19 protein-coding genes, 1 tRNA gene and 1 pseudogene are annotated in these 18,183 nt (G+C 59.8%); 6 read left to right on the top strand and 15 right to left on the bottom strand.

Features of this window, described 5'->3' with window-relative positions; genetic code table 11:
- Nucleotides 1–279 (top strand): type II toxin-antitoxin system death-on-curing family toxin (locus tag MKI88_RS20045; protein WP_241633326.1); only part of this gene is annotated, 279 nt, incomplete at its 5' end.
- A gap of 47 nt (nucleotides 280–326) precedes the next feature.
- Here MKI88_RS20045 and MKI88_RS20050 read toward each other — a convergent pair.
- The 11 genes from MKI88_RS20050 to MKI88_RS20100 all read right to left on the bottom strand — a co-directional run bounded on the left by MKI88_RS20050 (nucleotide 327) and on the right by MKI88_RS20100 (nucleotide 11,070).
- Nucleotides 327–3,137, bottom strand: a complete 2,811-nt coding sequence (locus tag MKI88_RS20050; protein WP_241633327.1) for a hypothetical protein — start codon at nucleotides 3,135–3,137, stop codon at nucleotides 327–329.
- Nucleotides 3,100–3,768, bottom strand: a complete 669-nt coding sequence (locus MKI88_RS20055) for a hypothetical protein (protein ID WP_241633328.1) — start codon at nucleotides 3,766–3,768, stop codon at nucleotides 3,100–3,102. The genes MKI88_RS20050 and MKI88_RS20055 overlap by 38 nt, the downstream gene beginning before the upstream one ends.
- 185 nt (nucleotides 3,769–3,953) lie before the next feature.
- A tRNA-Gly gene (locus MKI88_RS20060) sits at nucleotides 3,954–4,032 on the bottom strand.
- A 218-nt stretch (nucleotides 4,033–4,250) separates the two neighbouring features.
- Nucleotides 4,251–6,224 carry a relaxase/mobilization nuclease RlxS gene (gene rlxS / locus MKI88_RS20065; protein ID WP_241633340.1) on the bottom strand — a complete coding sequence of 658 codons (1,974 nt, stop codon included), beginning with the start codon at nucleotides 6,222–6,224 and terminating at the stop codon, nucleotides 4,251–4,253.
- Between the two features lie 244 nt (nucleotides 6,225–6,468).
- Nucleotides 6,469–7,077 (bottom strand): lytic transglycosylase domain-containing protein, encoded by a 609-nt coding sequence (locus tag MKI88_RS20070; protein WP_241633329.1) that lies wholly within the window; start codon nucleotides 7,075–7,077, stop codon nucleotides 6,469–6,471.
- Nucleotides 7,065–7,649 carry a S26 family signal peptidase gene (locus tag MKI88_RS20075; RefSeq protein ID WP_241633330.1) on the bottom strand — a complete coding sequence of 195 codons (585 nt, stop codon included), beginning with the start codon at nucleotides 7,647–7,649 and terminating at the stop codon, nucleotides 7,065–7,067. The genes MKI88_RS20070 and MKI88_RS20075 overlap by 13 nt, the downstream gene beginning before the upstream one ends.
- Nucleotides 7,646–7,957, bottom strand: a complete 312-nt coding sequence (locus MKI88_RS20080; protein ID WP_348636287.1) for a DNA-binding protein — start codon at nucleotides 7,955–7,957, stop codon at nucleotides 7,646–7,648. The genes MKI88_RS20075 and MKI88_RS20080 overlap by 4 nt, the downstream gene beginning before the upstream one ends.
- Before the next feature lie 56 nt (nucleotides 7,958–8,013).
- Nucleotides 8,014–8,769 (bottom strand): autoinducer binding domain-containing protein, encoded by a 756-nt coding sequence (locus MKI88_RS20085; RefSeq protein WP_241633331.1) that lies wholly within the window; start codon nucleotides 8,767–8,769, stop codon nucleotides 8,014–8,016.
- 104 nt (nucleotides 8,770–8,873) lie between these two features.
- Nucleotides 8,874–9,806 (bottom strand): HEPN domain-containing protein, encoded by a 933-nt coding sequence (locus MKI88_RS20090; RefSeq protein ID WP_241633332.1) that lies wholly within the window; start codon nucleotides 9,804–9,806, stop codon nucleotides 8,874–8,876.
- Between the two features lie 98 nt (nucleotides 9,807–9,904).
- Nucleotides 9,905–10,171: a sigma factor-like helix-turn-helix DNA-binding protein gene (locus MKI88_RS20095; RefSeq protein WP_241633333.1), complete on the bottom strand. Its 267-nt coding sequence runs from the start codon at nucleotides 10,169–10,171 to the stop codon at nucleotides 9,905–9,907.
- Nucleotides 10,168–11,070 carry an ArdC family protein gene (locus tag MKI88_RS20100; RefSeq protein WP_241633334.1) on the bottom strand — a complete coding sequence of 301 codons (903 nt, stop codon included), beginning with the start codon at nucleotides 11,068–11,070 and terminating at the stop codon, nucleotides 10,168–10,170. Before MKI88_RS20100 ends, MKI88_RS20095 begins: the two co-directional genes overlap by 4 nt.
- Nucleotides 11,071–11,468: 398 nt before the next feature.
- Between MKI88_RS20100 and MKI88_RS21540 the strand changes: the two genes are divergently transcribed.
- The gene (locus MKI88_RS21540; RefSeq protein ID WP_407073393.1) at nucleotides 11,469–11,735 is read left to right on the top strand and encodes a transposase; all 267 of its coding nucleotides are present in this window, start codon (nucleotides 11,469–11,471) and stop codon (nucleotides 11,733–11,735) included.
- A gap of 140 nt (nucleotides 11,736–11,875) precedes the next feature.
- Here the strand turns inward: MKI88_RS21540 and MKI88_RS21495 are convergent, their stop codons facing one another.
- The 4 genes and pseudogenes from MKI88_RS21495 to MKI88_RS20115 form a co-directional block, all read right to left on the bottom strand.
- Complete coding sequence (locus MKI88_RS21495; RefSeq protein ID WP_348636288.1) at nucleotides 11,876–12,049, bottom strand: hypothetical protein; 174 nt, start codon at nucleotides 12,047–12,049, stop codon at nucleotides 11,876–11,878.
- Nucleotides 12,046–12,348: a MaoC family dehydratase gene (locus MKI88_RS21500; protein ID WP_348636289.1), complete on the bottom strand. Its 303-nt coding sequence runs from the start codon at nucleotides 12,346–12,348 to the stop codon at nucleotides 12,046–12,048. Before MKI88_RS21500 ends, MKI88_RS21495 begins: the two co-directional genes overlap by 4 nt.
- Before the next feature lie 11 nt (nucleotides 12,349–12,359).
- Nucleotides 12,360–12,640, bottom strand: a pseudogene (locus tag MKI88_RS20110) (isochorismatase family protein); the annotation flags it as partial.
- Nucleotides 12,641–12,663: 23 nt separating this feature from the next.
- On the bottom strand, nucleotides 12,664–13,857 hold the full coding sequence (locus tag MKI88_RS20115) for an MFS transporter (RefSeq protein ID WP_241633335.1): 1,194 nt from the start codon (nucleotides 13,855–13,857) through the stop codon (nucleotides 12,664–12,666).
- Nucleotides 13,858–14,005: 148 nt separating this feature from the next.
- Here MKI88_RS20115 and MKI88_RS20120 point away from each other — a divergent pair, with 148 nt between their 5' ends.
- From MKI88_RS20120 to MKI88_RS20135, 4 genes are all read left to right on the top strand, one after another.
- Complete coding sequence (locus MKI88_RS20120) at nucleotides 14,006–14,896, top strand: LysR family transcriptional regulator (protein WP_241633336.1); 891 nt, start codon at nucleotides 14,006–14,008, stop codon at nucleotides 14,894–14,896.
- Between the two features lie 303 nt (nucleotides 14,897–15,199).
- Nucleotides 15,200–15,844, top strand: coding sequence for a sigma-70 family RNA polymerase sigma factor (locus tag MKI88_RS20125; RefSeq protein WP_241633337.1), 645 nt, complete (start codon nucleotides 15,200–15,202; stop codon nucleotides 15,842–15,844).
- A gap of 307 nt (nucleotides 15,845–16,151) precedes the next feature.
- Entirely contained in the window at nucleotides 16,152–17,126 is a 975-nt protein-coding gene (locus tag MKI88_RS20130) for a YihY/virulence factor BrkB family protein (protein ID WP_241633338.1), read from the top strand.
- A 745-nt stretch (nucleotides 17,127–17,871) separates the two neighbouring features.
- Nucleotides 17,872–18,183: YqcI/YcgG family protein (locus MKI88_RS20135; RefSeq protein WP_241633339.1), on the top strand; the 312-nt coding region annotated here is incomplete at its 3' end.

The following is an 18,183-nucleotide window of genomic DNA, read 5'->3' on the forward strand; positions in this document are numbered from 1 at the left end:
TTGGAGTCTGCTCTCGCTCGCCCACGTCATCAATGGACTTACGGCGAAGCCGATTGTTGCGCGCTAGCGGCTGCCTATGCCTATGGCGTGGCGCGCAACCATCCCTTCACCGATGGTAACAAGCGTACCGCCTGGGTACTTGCGCGCCTCTTCCTCACCTTGAATGACATCAGCATCGCCTTTCGACCCGAGGAAGCCATCGACGCGGTTTTGCAACTCGCATCTGGTGAGCTGGGCGAAAAAGAACTGGCTGAGTGGTTCAGGACCAGACAGACCTGACCGCGGACTTTCCGGCCGTTCAGACCACGACAGACCAGCAAACGACGTCAGGTACCTGTCGTGTCACCCTTCGCACCACTTAACGCTTCCCTGAAGGAAAGATATCCACGAGCAGCGAGCAAATCGACACACTCTTGGGCCAACTCGACCGCCCGCCCATCGGCTGAAGCTGCGATTAGTGCGAGTGTCTGTTTGATCTCATCTTCCTTGTAATCGATGCCCCACGGGTCTTTTGAAATGTTGATAAGGTCCCGCAACGCTTCCGCGGTCAGCAATGGCTCGGCTGGAGCAGTCGACGGCAATGAGCCAAATACATTCTCGCGATCCTTAAGTGATCGCGCTTGGGCCACAGTCTCCCGCAATTTGCCGAGCACCCACGCAGCCGGGAACCTTCCCGACGCAAACCAGCTACCAAAATAGGAGAGCTCTTCGGCTTTATCTGATGAGTCCGTTTCAAGGCGGTCGTTCCAAATTTCTTGCAATTGTTCGAGGCGATCCGGCGAAATTTCCAGAGAGCGATCTGCGAGAGTGTTGCCAAGGAATCGAATGGCATTGCCACGTGTGCGGGCGGGGGCTTTCTCCCAGAACTTGCGCAGCAGCGTTCGTCCCGCGTCGTCATCGAGTTTGCCGCGCCAGAAATAGATCATCAGGTGCTCAGACAAGCGGGAAGCCAAATCCCTTCGCTCCCATTCCTCCGGAGTGTTCTCAAGCTTCTCACAAGCAAAATCGTACTCGCCCCTCAACACAGACAAGATTTCGTCGTAAGGTGAGACAAAGAGAATGTAGGCCCCCCAAGCCGCGTACCAATACAACTGCAAGTCCGCTGATTGGGGGAAAATCGCGGCCGCGTTGGCCGATGCCCACTCCTTGTCGATCAGATGCAGCCAAGGGAAAAACTGACCGTAAACCGAGCGAATAGCAGGCGCGCCCTCGCGTTTGAGGTCCAAGTGAACGTCCAATACTGCCCTAACTTCGGGCATCGTATCAAAGCCCTTGCCCCTCTCCCCTTCTTCTAAGTTGCGATTACACCAAAGCGCATATTGGGTGATCGTGTGAAATGTTTCCCCGCGAACCGTATTGAGTGATTGCGTCCAAGGTTCGCTTGCTGCCCAGTCGGTGAAGTCCTCTGAACTTGGATCAGGGTGAGCGCTAAGCTTCTCTAGGATGGCCCAAACGCGACCCCTATCCGCAAACTCCAGGCCATTGTTCCGCAAAGCGGCATCAAGCAGTCTAACGGCCTCAAGCTTGGTGGATGTCCAAGTGTGATCCAGCCTATCGTCATCAGCTCCAGGCTGGTCGTCTTCCTGCTCTATAACCCAATCCAAAAGGTCAAAAACGGAGGCCCACTCCCAACCGCGAGCGTCCCACTTCGACTTTCCAAGACCCGAGAAAAGGTGGCCAGCGTACGTCGGATGAAGTTCCCGGAAGCTAGTTGCGAGAGGGGCAAATCTTGATGGATCGCTGCTCACGACTGCTTCGAACGTTCTTCCCAGACCTGAGCGCGTATCCGCCATCCACTCGGGGGATGGCTCCCAATCCTTCATGAACGACAACAGTCCTTCCGGCGCCATCGCGCGCAGGTCATCTTCTGTCTTCGGGCTAGTGGGCCCGACCCAGCCACCCCTTGAATAGCTCGCGAATGTCGGGTGATCGGGCGGCCCAAGCTCTTTGATGAGCTCTTCGTACTCCCCGGCCAGCTCGTCGGGGATTGCATCATTGAACCAAGCTATCCTGTCACGCTGCCAGTAACGCTCATACTTGCGTACCTCATCCTCAGATGGTGGAGCCCCTTGCTGCTTCGCTACGGCCGCACACCAATCGGTCGCATCTGGGCCCAATTTTATCCATCCGATGATGTGATCGCGGAGCTCTTGCGGGAGGTCAGCGAATTGGGCTGCCAGTAAGCCAGCATATTCATGCTTGATGGCAGCATCATCGAATAGAGTTCTGTCACCGAGCCGCTTCGCGGTCTCTGCTGGGTCGAGCTGGCCGAACTCCTGCAAAAGAAACAATTCTAAACGAATGAACAACGGAAGCTTATGACGGCGTAGTTGGCCCAAAACGGCAGAGAGCTGCCCCGGGTCGGCTCTGAGGATTGACTGAGCGCTACTGACCACCGCGTCGATAAGGTGATCCTCTATTGAATGCCCCAGATTCTGATCATGTTGCTCGATGGCCGGCCGCCAGATGAAAGAATAGTCGCGACCCTCCTTGCGGACCTCGATGGCATCTCGAAGAATGTCATTGAGTAGCGCGAACGCTCCTAGCGGTGCCGCAACGCTAAGCTCAGGAAAGTACTTCTCCAGAAACTTTCCATATTCCCATTCGTCATAGCTTGATGTGTCGTTGGCAAACCGGGTGCCGCGGACTGCCAAAATTGATTTAGCCAGCTTCAGGGCATCCGGCTGCGCACCACCTTTGGCCAGATGCACCGCCAGCTCCCCAAGCTTATCCTGAAGCCGGAACCGATATCGCGAATCCGTCCATTCGAGGACGCGCGACATCGCTGTGGCCGCATCCGGCGCCGGGATAGCCAAAAGCGCTTCCACCAAATCCTCTTGTACCCTGCTATTCGGCGTCTCGGGAAACGCTTTCAAAATGCTCAAAACCAGCTCTGGCTGGTCAGATGCAACCCGGGCTAGGTAACCAGATTCAGGCCATTTCGGCACGGTGATTGTGCCAGCTTCCACATCTTCAATTAGACCAGGTGGGTCTCTGAAGAACCCACGCGCATAAAGCGGCTCCAGCCACAGCGGATTCTTCAACCGATCAAAGAAATAGGCGTAGTGCCCACCGTCGATCAGTTGCCGCACGGCCTCGTCAACTTGCGGGTCGGTTGGCTTCGTCCAAGATGTCATCAAGCGTCTCCAGCCGTGCCACAAAGCGGCGGGCAGTGGCGAAATTATGCAGATAGCCCTCGAAAGCGGCCAATCGAGCCACAAAGGCTTCATCAATCAGTTCAGTGTCTGTTTCTCGCGAGTGCGCAATCCTATGCGTTTCCGTAACCGCCTTAAAATCGGCTGCGATGGTCTTGAGGTTCGATACTGGGCCACCAGACTCAAGGCGGATTTGGCGAAGCATCTCTGCCATTTGATGGACGAGCGAAGCTGTTTTTGCCTCGCTTTTCCCGATGAGGTCTTGAAGCATGCGGGCGGAGTCGGGCCCAATGGTAGCCGGGGTTGTGTTTGGCACCTTGGTGTTGGCGGTTGGATCGGTGGTGGAGCCCTCAGCTTCCATCTTTTTCCCGATGGCTCGCAATTCGGCGAGATAATCCACCCGCTCCGTTTGTTCGCCCACGAAAATGGCCAAAAGCCCCACACGTAGTTCGCGAATACAGTGACCAATGAGGCGCGCCCGTCCGGGAAATTCATCGGCATCCGCCAGCCTACAAAGAGACGCGTAGATTTCCTCGCAGGCGGAGCTCAGTCCGCCGAGCCAAGCTCGGACAACTTGTTGGTCTTCAGCACTAAGCTTTCGCTCCAGACCCAAACGCGGCCCCTTCTGCCCGAACCTCAGTCCCCTCGACCAAGGTCGAGCACGCGCATTATCTGTGCACCGACGGAGTTCGGCGACGGCGCATGTGTCAAGCCTAGTCTCGACGGTTACGGATGGATCCTTCATCCAATAATGCAATCCACCTGCCGGTGGAAGCCTTACTATGCTATTGAAAATATTGGAACGGCAAAGGAGTTCGAACGCTCGACCCCAACTTTGGCAAGGTTGCGCCCTTAATGGCTGCAACTGGGCAGCCGTGCTAACGCGAGCTTCCACCGACTGGAACGGCAGCTTTCCGCCTTCCCGCACTCCTAGCCGCCGTTCCGGATCGTCGACCTTGCGGTCATTCACTGGATCGAATTGGCCGACCTGAACGATCGGCGGCTTACCGCAATCCGTTCCCGATTCCGGACTGTCGGCACTGTCGACGGAACTGCCGCTCGATTGCCGGTATCTGCTGACCGAGGTTTGCTCGATCAAGAAATCTCCGGCCCTGCTCGCTCGCGACCAAACCGCCAGCTGATCCCGTCCGCGCGCATGATCCCCGATGCGGTCTTTCCGAGCCGCCCGTCGAGCGTCGGTCGCCACGGCACAAGCGAAAATTCCCGTGACTTCTCGATCAATACGAACTTACCGCTGACCAACTCCACGTTCCGGGTCAGCCTCCCCGAGATCTCATCGCCAGGTCGTGTGTCGACGAGCGCCTTGCCGAGTTCGTCCGCCAGCCGCTCGCCCACACGCAACAATTCGCGTCCTTGCAGTATCAGGATCGCATTCGCGCGGACACGAACCCGATCGCCGTCAACATCGGCAAGCTGTTGCTCAACAAGCCATTGCCGACGCGCTGCCATCGCGCCTCGCACCTCACGCCCAAAACCGGCGTCGCGTATCGGCGTTGGAAAATCCGATGCCAATTCCCGGTCCAGCCATGTCACGGCGTCAGCCACCGGCAAGTGTTCCAGCTTCGTGGCCGACAGGATCGTGACCTCCACAGGCTGATCACGGAACCGGTGCGCCTCATATTCTGCGGCGCGCTGGACATGGTCGGGTGCGATTGTCCAACTGCCGTCGGGATTGCGCTCGAGACTCCCGATCACCTTGCGCATGGCCTCGAGTCGACGGACATGCGCTACTGCAAACGCTTGGGTCGCGGTCGGATCGTGCCTGAGGTGGAGATCGACCGAATATCTCCCTTCGCTCGCTACCGCCACCGCGGAGACGGTGCGGTCGACTTCGCGGATGCCAAGATCGCGCGCGCCGATCCGGACGATTGCGCCCTCGGGAGTCGGCTCGACCGCATCGCCCCTTCCGATATCGATATAATGCGCACGACCGTCGACGCCGTCGACGATCAGATAGTGCCGGTCGCGGTGCTCGTCGGCCAGTCCGCGCACGACCACCTTTCCGATGACCGGTGAAGACGCGATATCGCCCGGCTCCAATTGGACACGCACCTGCCAGGGGCGGCTGACCTTCCGGGCGGTTAACTCGCGTTGCATTGTGCGGATGATGTCCGCGCGTTCGCCCAAGCGCCGCAGCGCGTCCTCAAGCGCATCGGCGAGCTGCCAGCGCCCGCCACCGATATGCTCGGCGAATCCAAGGCTGCCGAGCTTCTGGAGACGCCCGGCGCGCAGCGATTGCTGGAAAGGATCGCGGTCGCTCACCGTTACAGTGAGATCGGAGTCCATCGACTGAAGCAATCGCCGGTCGATTGCAGTCAGCCGCTCCTCGCCGATATCGTGGCGCAACTTCGCTTCGATCTCCAGGGTAGTGCGCGGGCCGAGATCGAGCGTGACCAATTGGGTCGCCCGCTCGCGAATTCCATGCGCGATATATTCGCGGGCGATGATCAGGTTCTGACCCCGATCATCGACACCACGCAGCATGATGTGGGTGTGGGTATGCGCCGTGTTGAAATGGTCGACCGCGACCCAGTCGAGTTTCGTTCCGAGATCGGCTTCCATCTGAGTCATCAGTCGACGGGTCAGCGGCTTCAGATCAGGATATTCTGATCCCTCTTCAGCCGAGACGATGAAACGGAACTGATGTCGATCACCATCGCACCGCTCGAGAAAGGCCCTACCGTCAGCCTGATCAAATGCGGCTGAATAAAGCTCGCCGGGTGCACCGTCCCGCGTAACACCATCACGCTGGATGTAACGCAGATGCGCGCGGGCGGCCGACAGGCCTTTCGCGCCCAGGCGCACGAGCCGTGTCTTCACAACCGCGCGACGGCGCCGATCTGTGCCAAGGCGATCCCGACTTCCGAGGAGCCGGCCGATGCTAGCTCCGCGCCCGATGCGGCTGCCGTCGAAGCGCCGATTTCTGATCTCGCCTTTCGCCGCCGAGCGTGCTGCGGCCACAACGATCCGCCCGACATATTTGCGACCACGTCCGCCGCCCTTTGCGCGCATCCGGCCGAGCTTGGGCTCGAACTTGTCTTCGCTCATGGTCGGCCGCCAATTTGGGCAGGAGCCTCGCGATTCCGGGCAATAAACGTCAGATTTCCGCCAATTTTCAATGCCGAGTCTCGTAATTCCACACGCCCATCGCGTGAAAAAACGATGTGCAGACAAAGACATAGCAAGGCCGTTTCGGCATTGCCTTTCTCTTGCCGTCGCCCGCTGACCCGTTCCAGCCCCCCAGCTCCCCAGTCTGCGACGGAGTGAAGCTCGATCTGACAGCGACCAATGCTCATTGGCCAGACTTGCGGATGACGAACAAAATGCCCTCTGGCGCGACGTTTGAAATCGCAGCTGTGGCCTCCGAATTCGGCGTTCGACGGACAACAAACAAGGCTTGCGTGATTGTGTCTGTAGCAGCCGCAGACCGCGCAAGCGGGCCAGTCACCGCTGCCAGATAGGCGACGGTTTCAGAGGGCAGTCGACGTCCGGTGGCCAGATGATCGGCATAGCGACCGGGCCCTGCATTGTATGCCGCGAACAGGCCTGGATGCCCGAAGCGATCATACATTTCGCGAAGGTAGGCAGTACCAGCGAGGATGTTGTCGCGCGGATCGTCGGGGTCGCGGCCCAGGCCGTAACGGTTCCGCATGGCGGCCCAGGTCGCCGGCATAAGTTGCATCAAGCCCATCGCCCCTGCCCGCGACCGGATGGGTCGCCCATAGCGTTCCGTCCGCCCTGCACTTTCTGCGCGCATGACGCTGTTGATCCACTGCTCCGGGATTCCGAAACGTACCGATGCCTCGGCAACAAATGGCTGCCAACGGGCGACGGCGTTTGCTTCAGCAGGAGTAGCCACGGCCAGCGCAAGCGCAGCCAATCCATCCTTCAATATGTCCATAGGAGGCGCGCCGTACCGAGAATGTCCGAGGCCGAGGTGATGCCGAAATAGCGTCCGTCGAACGATGCTGTATGCCCGTCCATGAGCAGGAAAAACTCGCGCTGTCGAAGCGTCTTGCACCCGTGCCACCATGGCATGGATCGCCCGCGGGCATCGACGCGAAGGCGCGTCACAACACGCCTGCCATTCACGAAAATGGCGGGGCCTATTCCACAAATCTTGTCGCCAGGCGTTGCCGCGACGCGCTTCACGAGCGGGACATTCTCGGGAAGATAGTGCCGCCAGGCCGCGAGCTTTCGCATCGCTTGTGGCACGCGGGCGATGACCGTATCGCCTCGAAGCACGCGTGTCTTGGGCCTGATGAAGTAGAGGCCGATCGGTGCGCTGGCGCTAGTGTTCCACACGAGACGCGGCGTTGCTGGGACGTAGACCGTGTACGCCAGGAAACCCGCCAGCACGCCCACCGATACCGCGCTGCACCGCAATTGGCTTCGGATGAAACGCATCCGGCGGCGCGCTTCTTGCCAGGCATTGAGCGACAGATCGCCTACACTCGTCGCTTGCCGGCTCATCGCTTTGGCTCACGTGACTGCGCGTTGGACCAGGCGATCAGGTCATCGATATGATACAGATAGCTCTTGGCATGTCGTCGGTAGTTCGGGCCGGTGCCCTTGCCTCTCAACTGCCCCAGATAAGATGCCGACACACCGAGATAGGCCGCGGCCTGTTTTGAAACGAGATAAGGGTTACCTTTGCGCGCGCGCCGTGCGCGCTCAGTTTCGTCGTTGGCGGGATCATCCGGAACCCCGTCCGGCCGAGCCGACAGGTCGCTGTTCCGGGATGTTCTGTCATGGGGTCGCCTTCCTTTGATGGAAATCATGATGTCCTCCGGCAATGTTGTGCCGGATGAAAACAGGCTAAAGTTCCAAACGGTATTCACCCAGTTGGGGGAATTGCATCCTCGGCGCTGATGAGTCCCCAGCGCGCTGCCGTGAGCGCCGCCTGTGTGCGGTCGGCGACACCGATCTTGGTGAGGATCGCGGCGACGTAACTCTTCACAGTCTGGGCTCCGATGCCGATAATCGCGGCGATATCGATGTTGGATTTGCCGCGCGCGACCCAGTGAAGCACCTCGATCTCGCGTGGGCTGAGCTTCACTTCGGACGGCGGAAATCGAGGCCAACCGTGAATCTGCCGCGCAATTTTCAGCGCATGCCCGCCGATCAGTTCTGCAGCTTCCAGTTGCCACGCGCGCAGCGATCGCGTCTTCGGCGTTGCAAAAGAACATGAGCCTGAGGGTTCGAAAGGTACGTTTGCAGGGACGGTGAATCCATGTCGCAGTCCCGCCCTGGCGCCTCCATCCAGAACGGCTCGGTGCCGCTCATGAATCACGAGCAATTTCGGCAATTCGCTCCATTCGAAACCGCAATTGGCGCGCAGACTGGCATGCAGGATCGGATCGTCGATGAAGAGCTTTTGACCGATCATGCGCTCGGCCCAGGCGTCGGGATAATTGTCCAGGCCCACCAGACGCGGTGATAGGCGCTCCAGTCCATGCGAATAGGACAGGGCGAAAAAATCAAAGCCCATTTCACGACTGGCCTCAGCCAGAAGTTCGCCAAGTTCGACCTCGGTGATGCATTTGGCGGCGCGCCGTCGGAACTCCTCGACGACGGCGTTTTCGCGCGGCATAGGCAGCTCGTTCGCTATCTGCCTCCCGTTACATCCAGGAGGTAAGCGCCCGAGCGTCCGCCCATTTCGCTAACAAAATGCGTCGAAAACTGTTGTCCGCTGGCTTAGCTTTTTCGGTTAACCGCTGCCTCTTCCAGCCCGGCGAGGCGCTCGCTGCAGATGATATGCACGATGCGGCCGAGCTCCTCGACGCGTTCGCCGAGCCAGCTCAGTTCCTCTTCGGTGATGCGGTAATGCTTGGAGTATCTCGCCTTCACATAGGCGTCCTTCAGCTTCTCAAACCGCGCGCGATCGCGCTTGGTCTCGCGCGGCCAGGCATCGATCAATCGCCGGTCAAGACGTTCGGCCTGGGTGCGCAGGAAGCCCAGATTGTGCACGTGTGGAGTGTAGAAGGTGACCACGAGCAGCACGCAATGGTAAACGCGTTCCGTCGCCTGATGTAGAATAAATGCGGCCTCTTTCGGACGCTTCTGACGCGCTAGATCGCGGGACGTATTCAGAAATACATTTGCGCTTGGATACCACTCCTCGAAATATTCCTTCGCCATGGCGAGAGCGTCGTTAGGCGTCTTGGGCTTGGGGGTATGAAGCTCGCTGTCTTCGCTCTCGTAAAGCGCGATGCCGTCCTTCGCGATATCCATGAAGAAATACCGTCCATGCGCGAGACCGTCATTCACCTCGCCAAGCGTATGGACGATGAAATTGACCGGAGTCCTGATCGTCTGCGTGATCGAATATTCGCGGATCAGCCGGTCCTCGGCCTTCTCCCAGAACTTGATCGGGTCGGTCAGTCTCTGGTTGTTGACGATGATCAAGAGGTCGAAATCGGACTGGTAGCCCTTGGCGGTGTGCGGCTCGTCGACCCAGTTTCCACGCGCATAGGAACCATAGAGAATGACCTTGAGGATGCGGCCCTTCTTCTTCCAGTCATGGCTCCCAAGCGCCGTTGCATCCTCGAATTCCTCGAAGATGATCTTGAGCACGCGCTCGAGATCGCGCTGTTTGGCGGCGGGAAGATGATCAAGGTACTTGCGCATGGTCATCGATCTTTTCGTGGAGCACCAGCGCTTTGGCAAGGCTGACATGATCCGAAATAATCCGCCCTCGCCGTTGTGCAGCGAGGGCGGATCCAGCGTCAAACATCACGATCAAGTGCGACGGCGAGGTGCAGCAGGGCGGCGGCGATATGCCGTTCGACCTCGTCGACATCAATCCGGAGCATCTTCGCGATGGTCGCGTAATCATGTCCCTCATGACGATGCATGTTGAACACCGTGTAGGTGAACAAGGGCATGGTTGCGGCCGCGCGGTCGATCCGCTCGCCGAGCGAACGGGGCCTGCCCAGGCGGCACGAAAATCGCAGGCGCAGGTGCCGCCAGCGGAGGGTCAGGAAGCCGCTCATGACGCCTCTCCCCTGCCCTTGCCCAGCAGAATGTCGGCAGCCTTGCTTGCCTGGGATGCCGCACGAAAGATCGCGCGCTCGTCGCCCTTGAGCACGTCCAGCCATGCGCCAATGTAATCCGAATGGCGGACGACCGGCTGAATGCGCAGCGCCGCACAGACAAAGGCCGAAGCCATTTCTGCCACCAGTTCCTCGCGGGCATAATCGGGACCACCAAAGGTGCCGCGCTGCTCACGGTTCAGGCGCGATGCATGGCCGGTCCAGTGGCCAAGCTCGTGAAATACGGTGCGGTACCAGTCGAGCGGATGATGAAAGGCGGCCTGTTCGGGCACCTGCACATAATCGGGTCCGGGGGCATAATAGGCCTTGCTGCCACCGACGCGGAAATCGGCACGCGAATTGACGATGATCTCCTCGGCCTCGACATAGATGGCATGCTTCGAGGGACGCTCGGGCAGTGCCGTCACATGCTCGGGCAGGTTCTCGCACTGGTCGATGTTGAAGACGGTAAAGCGCTTGAGGAATGCGAAGGTGCGCGCCTCGTCTCCTTCCTGTGATGCGCGTGTCTGCTCGTCCCTGGGCACAAACTTATCTGCGTAACAGACACTCGTGCCCTGCTCGCCCCTGCGGACATGGCCGCCCAATGCCAGCGCCTGCCGGTAGGTCAGCCAGCGCTGCGACTGCCAGCCAGCTTCAGTGCATGCATGCCAGAGGATCAGCACATTGATCCCCGAATAATGCCGAAGCGTCCCCGCATTGTGCGGGAGATCGCAGATCGCTTCTCCTGCATTCCAAGGCTGCACCCATGGCAGGCGTCCGACCTCGAGTTCTGAAATCACCTTCTGTGTGACACCGGCGTAAAGGCTGACACGATCTTCGGTCGTTAATGTGCGGTGCATGGGTCTTCGCTCCTTTCCTCGCCACCGGACCCGGCCGGATGGCGGGGTGGGCGACAGGAGCGACCGGCAGCCACGCCCTGACAGGACGGGCTGCACCCGAAGGGCTGAAACGAAGAGGAGGACCCGGCACAGCCGGGTTGCAGCACGTCCGGGCGGGGCTAGAGGACGTGACGCCCATCCCGCCTGTCCGAGCTGGACACCAACAGATCCGCGCGGGAGCGCGGATGGTCAGCTGCAATTTAAGCACGCGAAATGTAAGCGACGTTTGCTCCCCACCTTGTTTGGCTGAGTGATTGAGGCAGACACGCAGGCATGGACGAGGAAGCGCTTACGACCGGACTGGACACCCGCACTGGAGTTCATCGGAGCCGGTTCGGCGTCTTGAGGTGCTCAGTGGGATGGCCGGTCGGCGGCGATCATGGAGCTTGGAGCAGAAGCCGGCGATCGTCGCGGAGGCGCAGCATTGCGATAACCTTACGGCGCTTGCTCGGCGGCACGATATCCGGACCTCGCAGCTCTACACCTGGCGCCGCGAGCTTCGATACGCATTGGAAGCACAGCGTGTCTTGACGCAGGCGAAGCCCATGTTCGTACCGGTGGTCGCAGGTGGTGCAGCGCAACGAGGCTATCTCGACGAAGATGGGAGGGCACTGCCCTCCCCGTAGTCTCGGCGCTGGCACCGAGCGACGTATATCCAAGTGCGCAGCGGACTGAGCGAGCCCCACGATCTTCTTTCCAGAGGCACGCATCTCAGGGCGGCCAATCACGCAATGGATAAAGCGAGCGGGTACTACCCGCTCCATCTTCACGCCGTTCGCAGCAGGTAGCTGTGCTGATCGGACAGTACCAATTCGCCGTCCTGATTGTGGACCGTCACATTAGTGGTGACCTCGCCAATATCTCCCATCGGATTCAGCGACACGATCTCCAACGCGGAATACAGCGTGTCGCCGGCATGAACCTCCTTCGAAAACTTCACGGACAGGCCGGCGAAGGCAACAAAGTCGATCCGAAATTGTGCGGCAGCAGCGTCGCACCTGGCGCCGTGAATGCGAGCACCTGAAGCCCGTGGACAACCGGCGCCGGGTGTCCGAAGCGCTTGGCGTAGCTGACGTCGTAATGGATCGGGTGGTTGTCGCACGATACGGTCTGGAAGGCGCAGGCATGAGCGTCGGTCAGCGTGCGGCTGGGTGCACGAAAGATTTCGCCGATCTTCAACTGGTCAAAGCTGCGCTCGGGAATGATGTGCCAGTCGGTGGCGTCGAAGGGGAAGGACATGCAGCGTCTCCTCAGGCGGGGTGGATCATGTCGCGCGCGTAGTCGAGCCCGATGCCGTAGCCGCCACCGTGATCAACCACGATTCCCCGCGCCGCCTCGTAGGTGTCGTCGCGCGTCCAGTCGCGTTGCATCTCCAGCAGGAACTGGAGCCAGGAGGTCATGACCGCACCGGCCTGTTCCATGCGCCGCAGCGCCGCATCGTGGCTGGCCCGAGTCAGGCCACCGCACGCATCCGCCGCGACATATACCGCATAGCCCTCCCCAGCGCGGATAGCACCGAGAAGCTGACGCACGGTCCCGCGCCCTCGCGCATGTTCACCGAGCCTTCGGCACGTTGGCGAGTTGCAGCGTTGAGCCGAGCACCGCGAGCGCGCCCCCGAGGATGGACACCGCACTCCAGCCGCCGACGTTCCATGCCGCTGTCGCCGCTGCGGCACCGCCCGCACCTCCCAGGAACATCGACCCCATGAAGATCGTGTTCAGCCGCGCCCGTGCTTCGGGCCGGAGCGCATAGACGATGTGCTGATTTGAGACGAGCACGCTCTGGACGGCGAAGTCGAGCAGGATGCACCCAACCACCAACCCGACGATCGAGGCCCAAAGCCCAAAGACCGCCCATGAAACCACGGTCAGGATTGTCCCGGCCACGATGACCTTGCGGGGACCGCGCTTGTCGGCAACGCGACCAGCGATGGGTGCCGCAAGGATACCGACCGCGCCAACGATGCCGAACAGACCTGCAACTTCGGCGCCCTGAGCAAAGCGAGGCTCCTGAAGGCGGAGCGCAAGGATAGACCAGAAGGCAGTGAAGGCGCCGAAGAGCAGAGCCTGGGTCATGGCGGCGAGACGCAACTCGCCGAATTCGCGCCACAGATGAACGAGCGAGACCATCAGGCTCTTGTAGCTGTGATCGGTATCGGGATGGCTGCGCGGCAGCGTCAAGGCCATGAGAGCGCCCGCCCCCAGTGCCATGGGAACGCCCAGCCAGAACATGGCGCGCCACCCTTCGTGCGCGCCTACAAAGCCTGAGAGCGTGCGGCTCAACAAGATCCCGCACAAGACGCCGGACATCACCGTACCGACCGTCGCACCACGTTTTTCCGGTGGCGCAAGATGTGCGGCGAACGGAACAATCTGCTGGGCGACCGTCGACGCGACACCGAGCAGCAGCGATGCGACAAGGAGCAAAGCGGCCGAGGGCGCAAGCGCTGCGCCAATCAGCGCGGCCGCAAGGACAAGGAACTGGATCACAATCAGGCGACGGCGCTCGATCAGGTCGCCAAGGGGTACGAGCGCGAAGAGCCCGAGCGCATAGCCCAGCTGGGTGGCGGTCGGCACCAGCCCCGTGATACTGCCGGGCAGATCATGTTCCATGATGCCGAGCATCGGCTGGTTGTAATAGATATTGGCCACGGCAAGGCCAGCCGCGATCGCCATTGCGAACGTCAGGGCGCGGCCAATCGTGGTTGCGTCCTGCGCCTTCGCGGGAGAAATGACTGTATTCTTCATGGGTGAATCCTCAGGGCGCTGCCCGCGCGGGTACCAGGGCACACGCTCGGCGGCCGCGCGGACAATGACGTTGCAGGGAATATAGAGTTATAACGAATTTCGCAGTACCTACCGACTTTGTTATGACAGAATAACGAAAGGCGTTGTAATGAACCTTCCAGATCTCGCGATTTTCGTTGAGGCGGTTCAGGTGGGCAGTCTTGCTGGGGCCGCACGGCGTCTCGGCATCAATGCGATGGCGGCATCGCGGCGGCTGGCGGCGCTCGAGGCGGAAGTCGGCGTTCGACTTGTCCATCGGACGACGCGCTCCCTGTCACCCACCACGGAAGGCGAGGCCTTTCTGCCTCACGCATGGGCGATACTGGACGAGCACGCCAGCGCGCTGGCCGCGCTTCGCCCGACGGGCGCCGGTGTCAGCGGGCTGTTACGGGTTACCGCTTCGGCCGCATTCGGACGAAAGGTCGTGGCGGCGATGATCCCCCAATTTATGCGGGCAAATCCGGATCTGCACGTCGAGCTGCTGTTGACCGACGATCAGATTGACATTGTCGCTCAGGGAATCGACGTCGCGGTACGCATTGCGAAGCTGCGCGACAATCATCTTGTTGCCCGGAGGCTTAAGGACAATCCCCGTTGGCTGTGTGCGTCGCCGGAATATATCGAGCAGCACGGTACTCCCCGCTCGCTTGCAGATCTCGCGGACCATCGTTGTTTGCTGACGACGGGCGCCTCGCATTGGGCTTTCGTCCAAAGCGGAAAGACGGTTCGCCGAAAAATCTCCGGTAATTTCACCGCGAGTTCGATCGAAGCGCTTCATCAGGTCTGCCTTGGCGGTCTCGGCATCGCCAATCTCTCGAGCTGGGACGTCGAGAGTGTGGTAGGCAGCGGTCGCTTGCGGCATATCGTACTTGACGATGCCGAACCCGAGCCGCTCGCAATCTGGGCGGTCTATCCTACGGCTCGCCTGGTGCCGGCCAAGGTCAGGGCCTTTATCGAAGCACTCGAGCGCGAACTTCGTTCGGAAGGTCATCGCGGATAATTGCAGCTTTGACGACCGCGGGTGTCCGCGGCACGTCGCGCAGTGCACCTGTTGCATCGGCAACGGAATTGGCGAGTGCGGGCGAGGCCGGTCCCAGTACTGTGTTCGCCTGCGCCGAGAAAGGGCTGGCCAGGACAATCCATGACGTGGACGTCAATTGCGCGGGGCATGTCGCCAACCGGCGATCCACGCTCGATTTCATTACCCTCTCGGAACCATCTGCCGGACCGGACATTAATAATGCCAGTATCCGCCTTATGCGACATGCGGCTGCATCGACCCTCTTCGGAAGCGAGGTCCAGGATGACGGAAACTGAAACCGGCGCCCACATGGCACAGCCTCTCACCGATCACGAATTCAAGGCCAATATGAGCTCGGTGATCCCTCAGTTGCGTGCGTTTGCGCGCGGTCTGTGTCGCAATCTCGACCAGGCCGACGACCTGGTCCAGGAGGCGATGCTGAAAATGTGGACCGCGCGCGGGAGATTTGAGGCAGGCACCCATTTTCGTGCCTGGGCCTTCACGATCCTTCGCAACCACTATTATTCGGAAGTGCGACGCAATCGCTTCGTCGGCGTTTGGGACGACCTTCTTGCGGACCGTCTGGCATCACCCGCAGGGCAGGACATAGCAACGCAATTCAACGATGTCGTGCGTGCATTGCAGCAACTGCCTGCTCCACAGCGCGAGGCACTGATGCTCGTCGCTGGTGGTGGCCTCTCCTATGAGGAGGCGGCGGTGATCACTGGCGTGGCCATCGGAACTATAAAAAGCCGTGTCGGGCGCGCCCGCGTCGCACTGGAAGCGATCATCGACAGCGGGATTCTGATGCTGAGTCGATCCGACGTTGCGACGGTCGCGGACCCTGTCATCAGTTTTCTCGCCCATGTGGAGGAGATCAAGGCTCGGGCTACAGGCGCAAATGCATCTGCCAGGATGGCAGCATGACATCTGGCTGACACGTGCGACATACGCACCGGGCATTGAAAAATGCCAATGCGTACCTTCAGCTGGACGACAAGACCGCATCCGGCCTGGCCCGTGAAGATCTCCACCTATACCGCGAAACGGCGCAATGACCGATCGCGTGTTGCCGAGCTGGCTAAACCAGTGCGCGCCGCCATCGGCTGCCTTTTGACTGGAGCACTCTGCATCAAAATTCGCGCTGGTCGTGCTCCAGCGCGCACCCTGCAGCAATAAATACTGATTTCGCTCAGTTTCCCGATCAAATCGAGGGGCCGCGCGTTTCTTCCAGATGACGCCTGAGCGCCTTTCCTCCACCGCGGCCGATCGTGGCCGCGATGCTCAGTCTCCTGGCGAGATGCCCAGACGGGCGTGGCGTGATATTCTGATACGAACGTGGAATGAAAGCTCCGCTGACAATATCGGTCTGATCGCAGCGGGCGTCGCCTTTTACATGTTCATTGCCCTTGTGCCGGCGCTTGCGGCATCCCTGATGATTTATGGCCTGGTGGCGGACCCGGAGACATTTGGTCAGCACTTGTTGTCGCTGTTCAGACTGCTTCCCGCACAGGCCGCCACGCTCATTGCCGATCAGTTGATAGAAGCACGACGCACTACGTCTGAGGTCAGGGGCATGGGACTGGCGATTGCGCTTATATTCTCGATATTTGGCGTGGCGAACGGGGCAACTTCGATCGTGGCCTCTCTCAATGTGATCTATGACGAGGACGAAACGCGAGGTTATTTGCGGATAGCGCTCATCGCTCTTGTAATTGCGACCGGATTAGTGGTCCTCGGCGTGGCCGCCACCGCGGCAATCGGAGCGCTTGCCTTTCTGGAAGGCCTCATGCCGGCCGCGCCCTTTTTCCTTTTGTCAGGCATGCGCATCCTGTTCTGGACGACGGCAGCCCTGTGCGCGAGCGGCGTCATTGCGGTCATCTATCGCTACGCACCCAATCGCCATACGGCAAAATGGCGGTGGATCACGCCGGGATCGCTCTTTGCGACATTGTCCTGGCTGGCAGTGACGCTGCTGTTCGGCGTCTATGTCGCCAAACTGTCGAATTACAGTGCCACCTACGGGGCATTGAGTTCGGTCGTCGTGCTGCTGATTTGGCTCTATCTTTCGGCCTATACGTTGTTGATGGGCGCCGAGTTCAATGCCGAGATCGAGCATCAGACTGCGCAGGACAGCACGACGGGAAAGCCCAACCCAATGGGTCGGCGAGGAGCATATGTTGCCGACACGATCGGCAAAATCCCCTGATGCGGCGATACCGGGCTTGTGTGACGCGTGCAGTCCCAAGCGGTTGAAGGAAGATCGCAAAACTCAATTTATCGAATTGAACGTCGTTTCCCACTTCCTACGGATGCGGTTGGCAGCTCAGGGTGAAGGAAGCGCGTGGTGAGGCCGGTTAGCGATGGGCCATGTTCCTGCATGCGGGCGCGACGCAGTGCTCTCGCTGCTCTGTTGCGCGTCCTCAGGCGGGCTTTATCGCGAAAAAGCAGACGACTGAGAAAGCCCTGGGCACGCGTATGATCAGATATACCAGGCTTCAATATTGGAAAATGTTGATCGAGGTTGTAGAAATCTTACCGACCGCGACCTAAAAGTAATTTATCGATGCCACCGCGATCAGCAAGCATGCGTCGGATGTCAGATATTGGAGATCTGTCGCTTGTATCAGGCTGGAGGCTTTCATGCCTTGTGAAAACGATTACGAATACTTCTGCAGGCGGGCCGATGAAGCACTGCAAGCCGCGAGGAACGCAACCGATTCCTCAATCGCTAAGGTTCACCGTAACTTCGCCGCCTGCTACCGCGCAGCGGCCAGCAGGATGGAGCGGGGCGTTTCGCATCGAGAGCTGCAAAACTTCGCGAACCCGCAATCCCGTCAGCCGGCACCGGATCTTCTTCATGGGCGCGTGCGTCGCACGGCGGGGCGGTAACGCCGGTCGCGCTTAGCATGTTTGAACCGTGCGCCCATGACGAGCCCGAAGGAAATCAGTTCATGATCGGTGTAATGACGGACGAGCGAAATCCGCTCGCTGAAAGATTTCGCGCATTTGTCAAACGTCCCGACTTTCCCTGTGTGGGAGCCAAATCCGCCCTTGCACGACAACAAATGCATATCATCATCGCGCGTGACATCACGTCGGGCTGGGATGACTTGAGGATCTACCCGCAGCTTTGCAAGCTTGCGGAAGATTACAAGCGCTCGCCAGCCTTGTTCCAAACGATCGTCGCGATCTTTGAAGAGCCGGGACATCTCGATGAGGAAGGATTTGAAGAGGCGCTCTGGGCGCGCGTTCAGTCGCTTAGC

Source organism: Sphingomonas sp. LaA6.9 (assembly GCF_022601895.1).
In the GTDB taxonomy this organism is placed as follows: domain Bacteria; phylum Pseudomonadota; class Alphaproteobacteria; order Sphingomonadales; family Sphingomonadaceae; genus Sphingobium_A.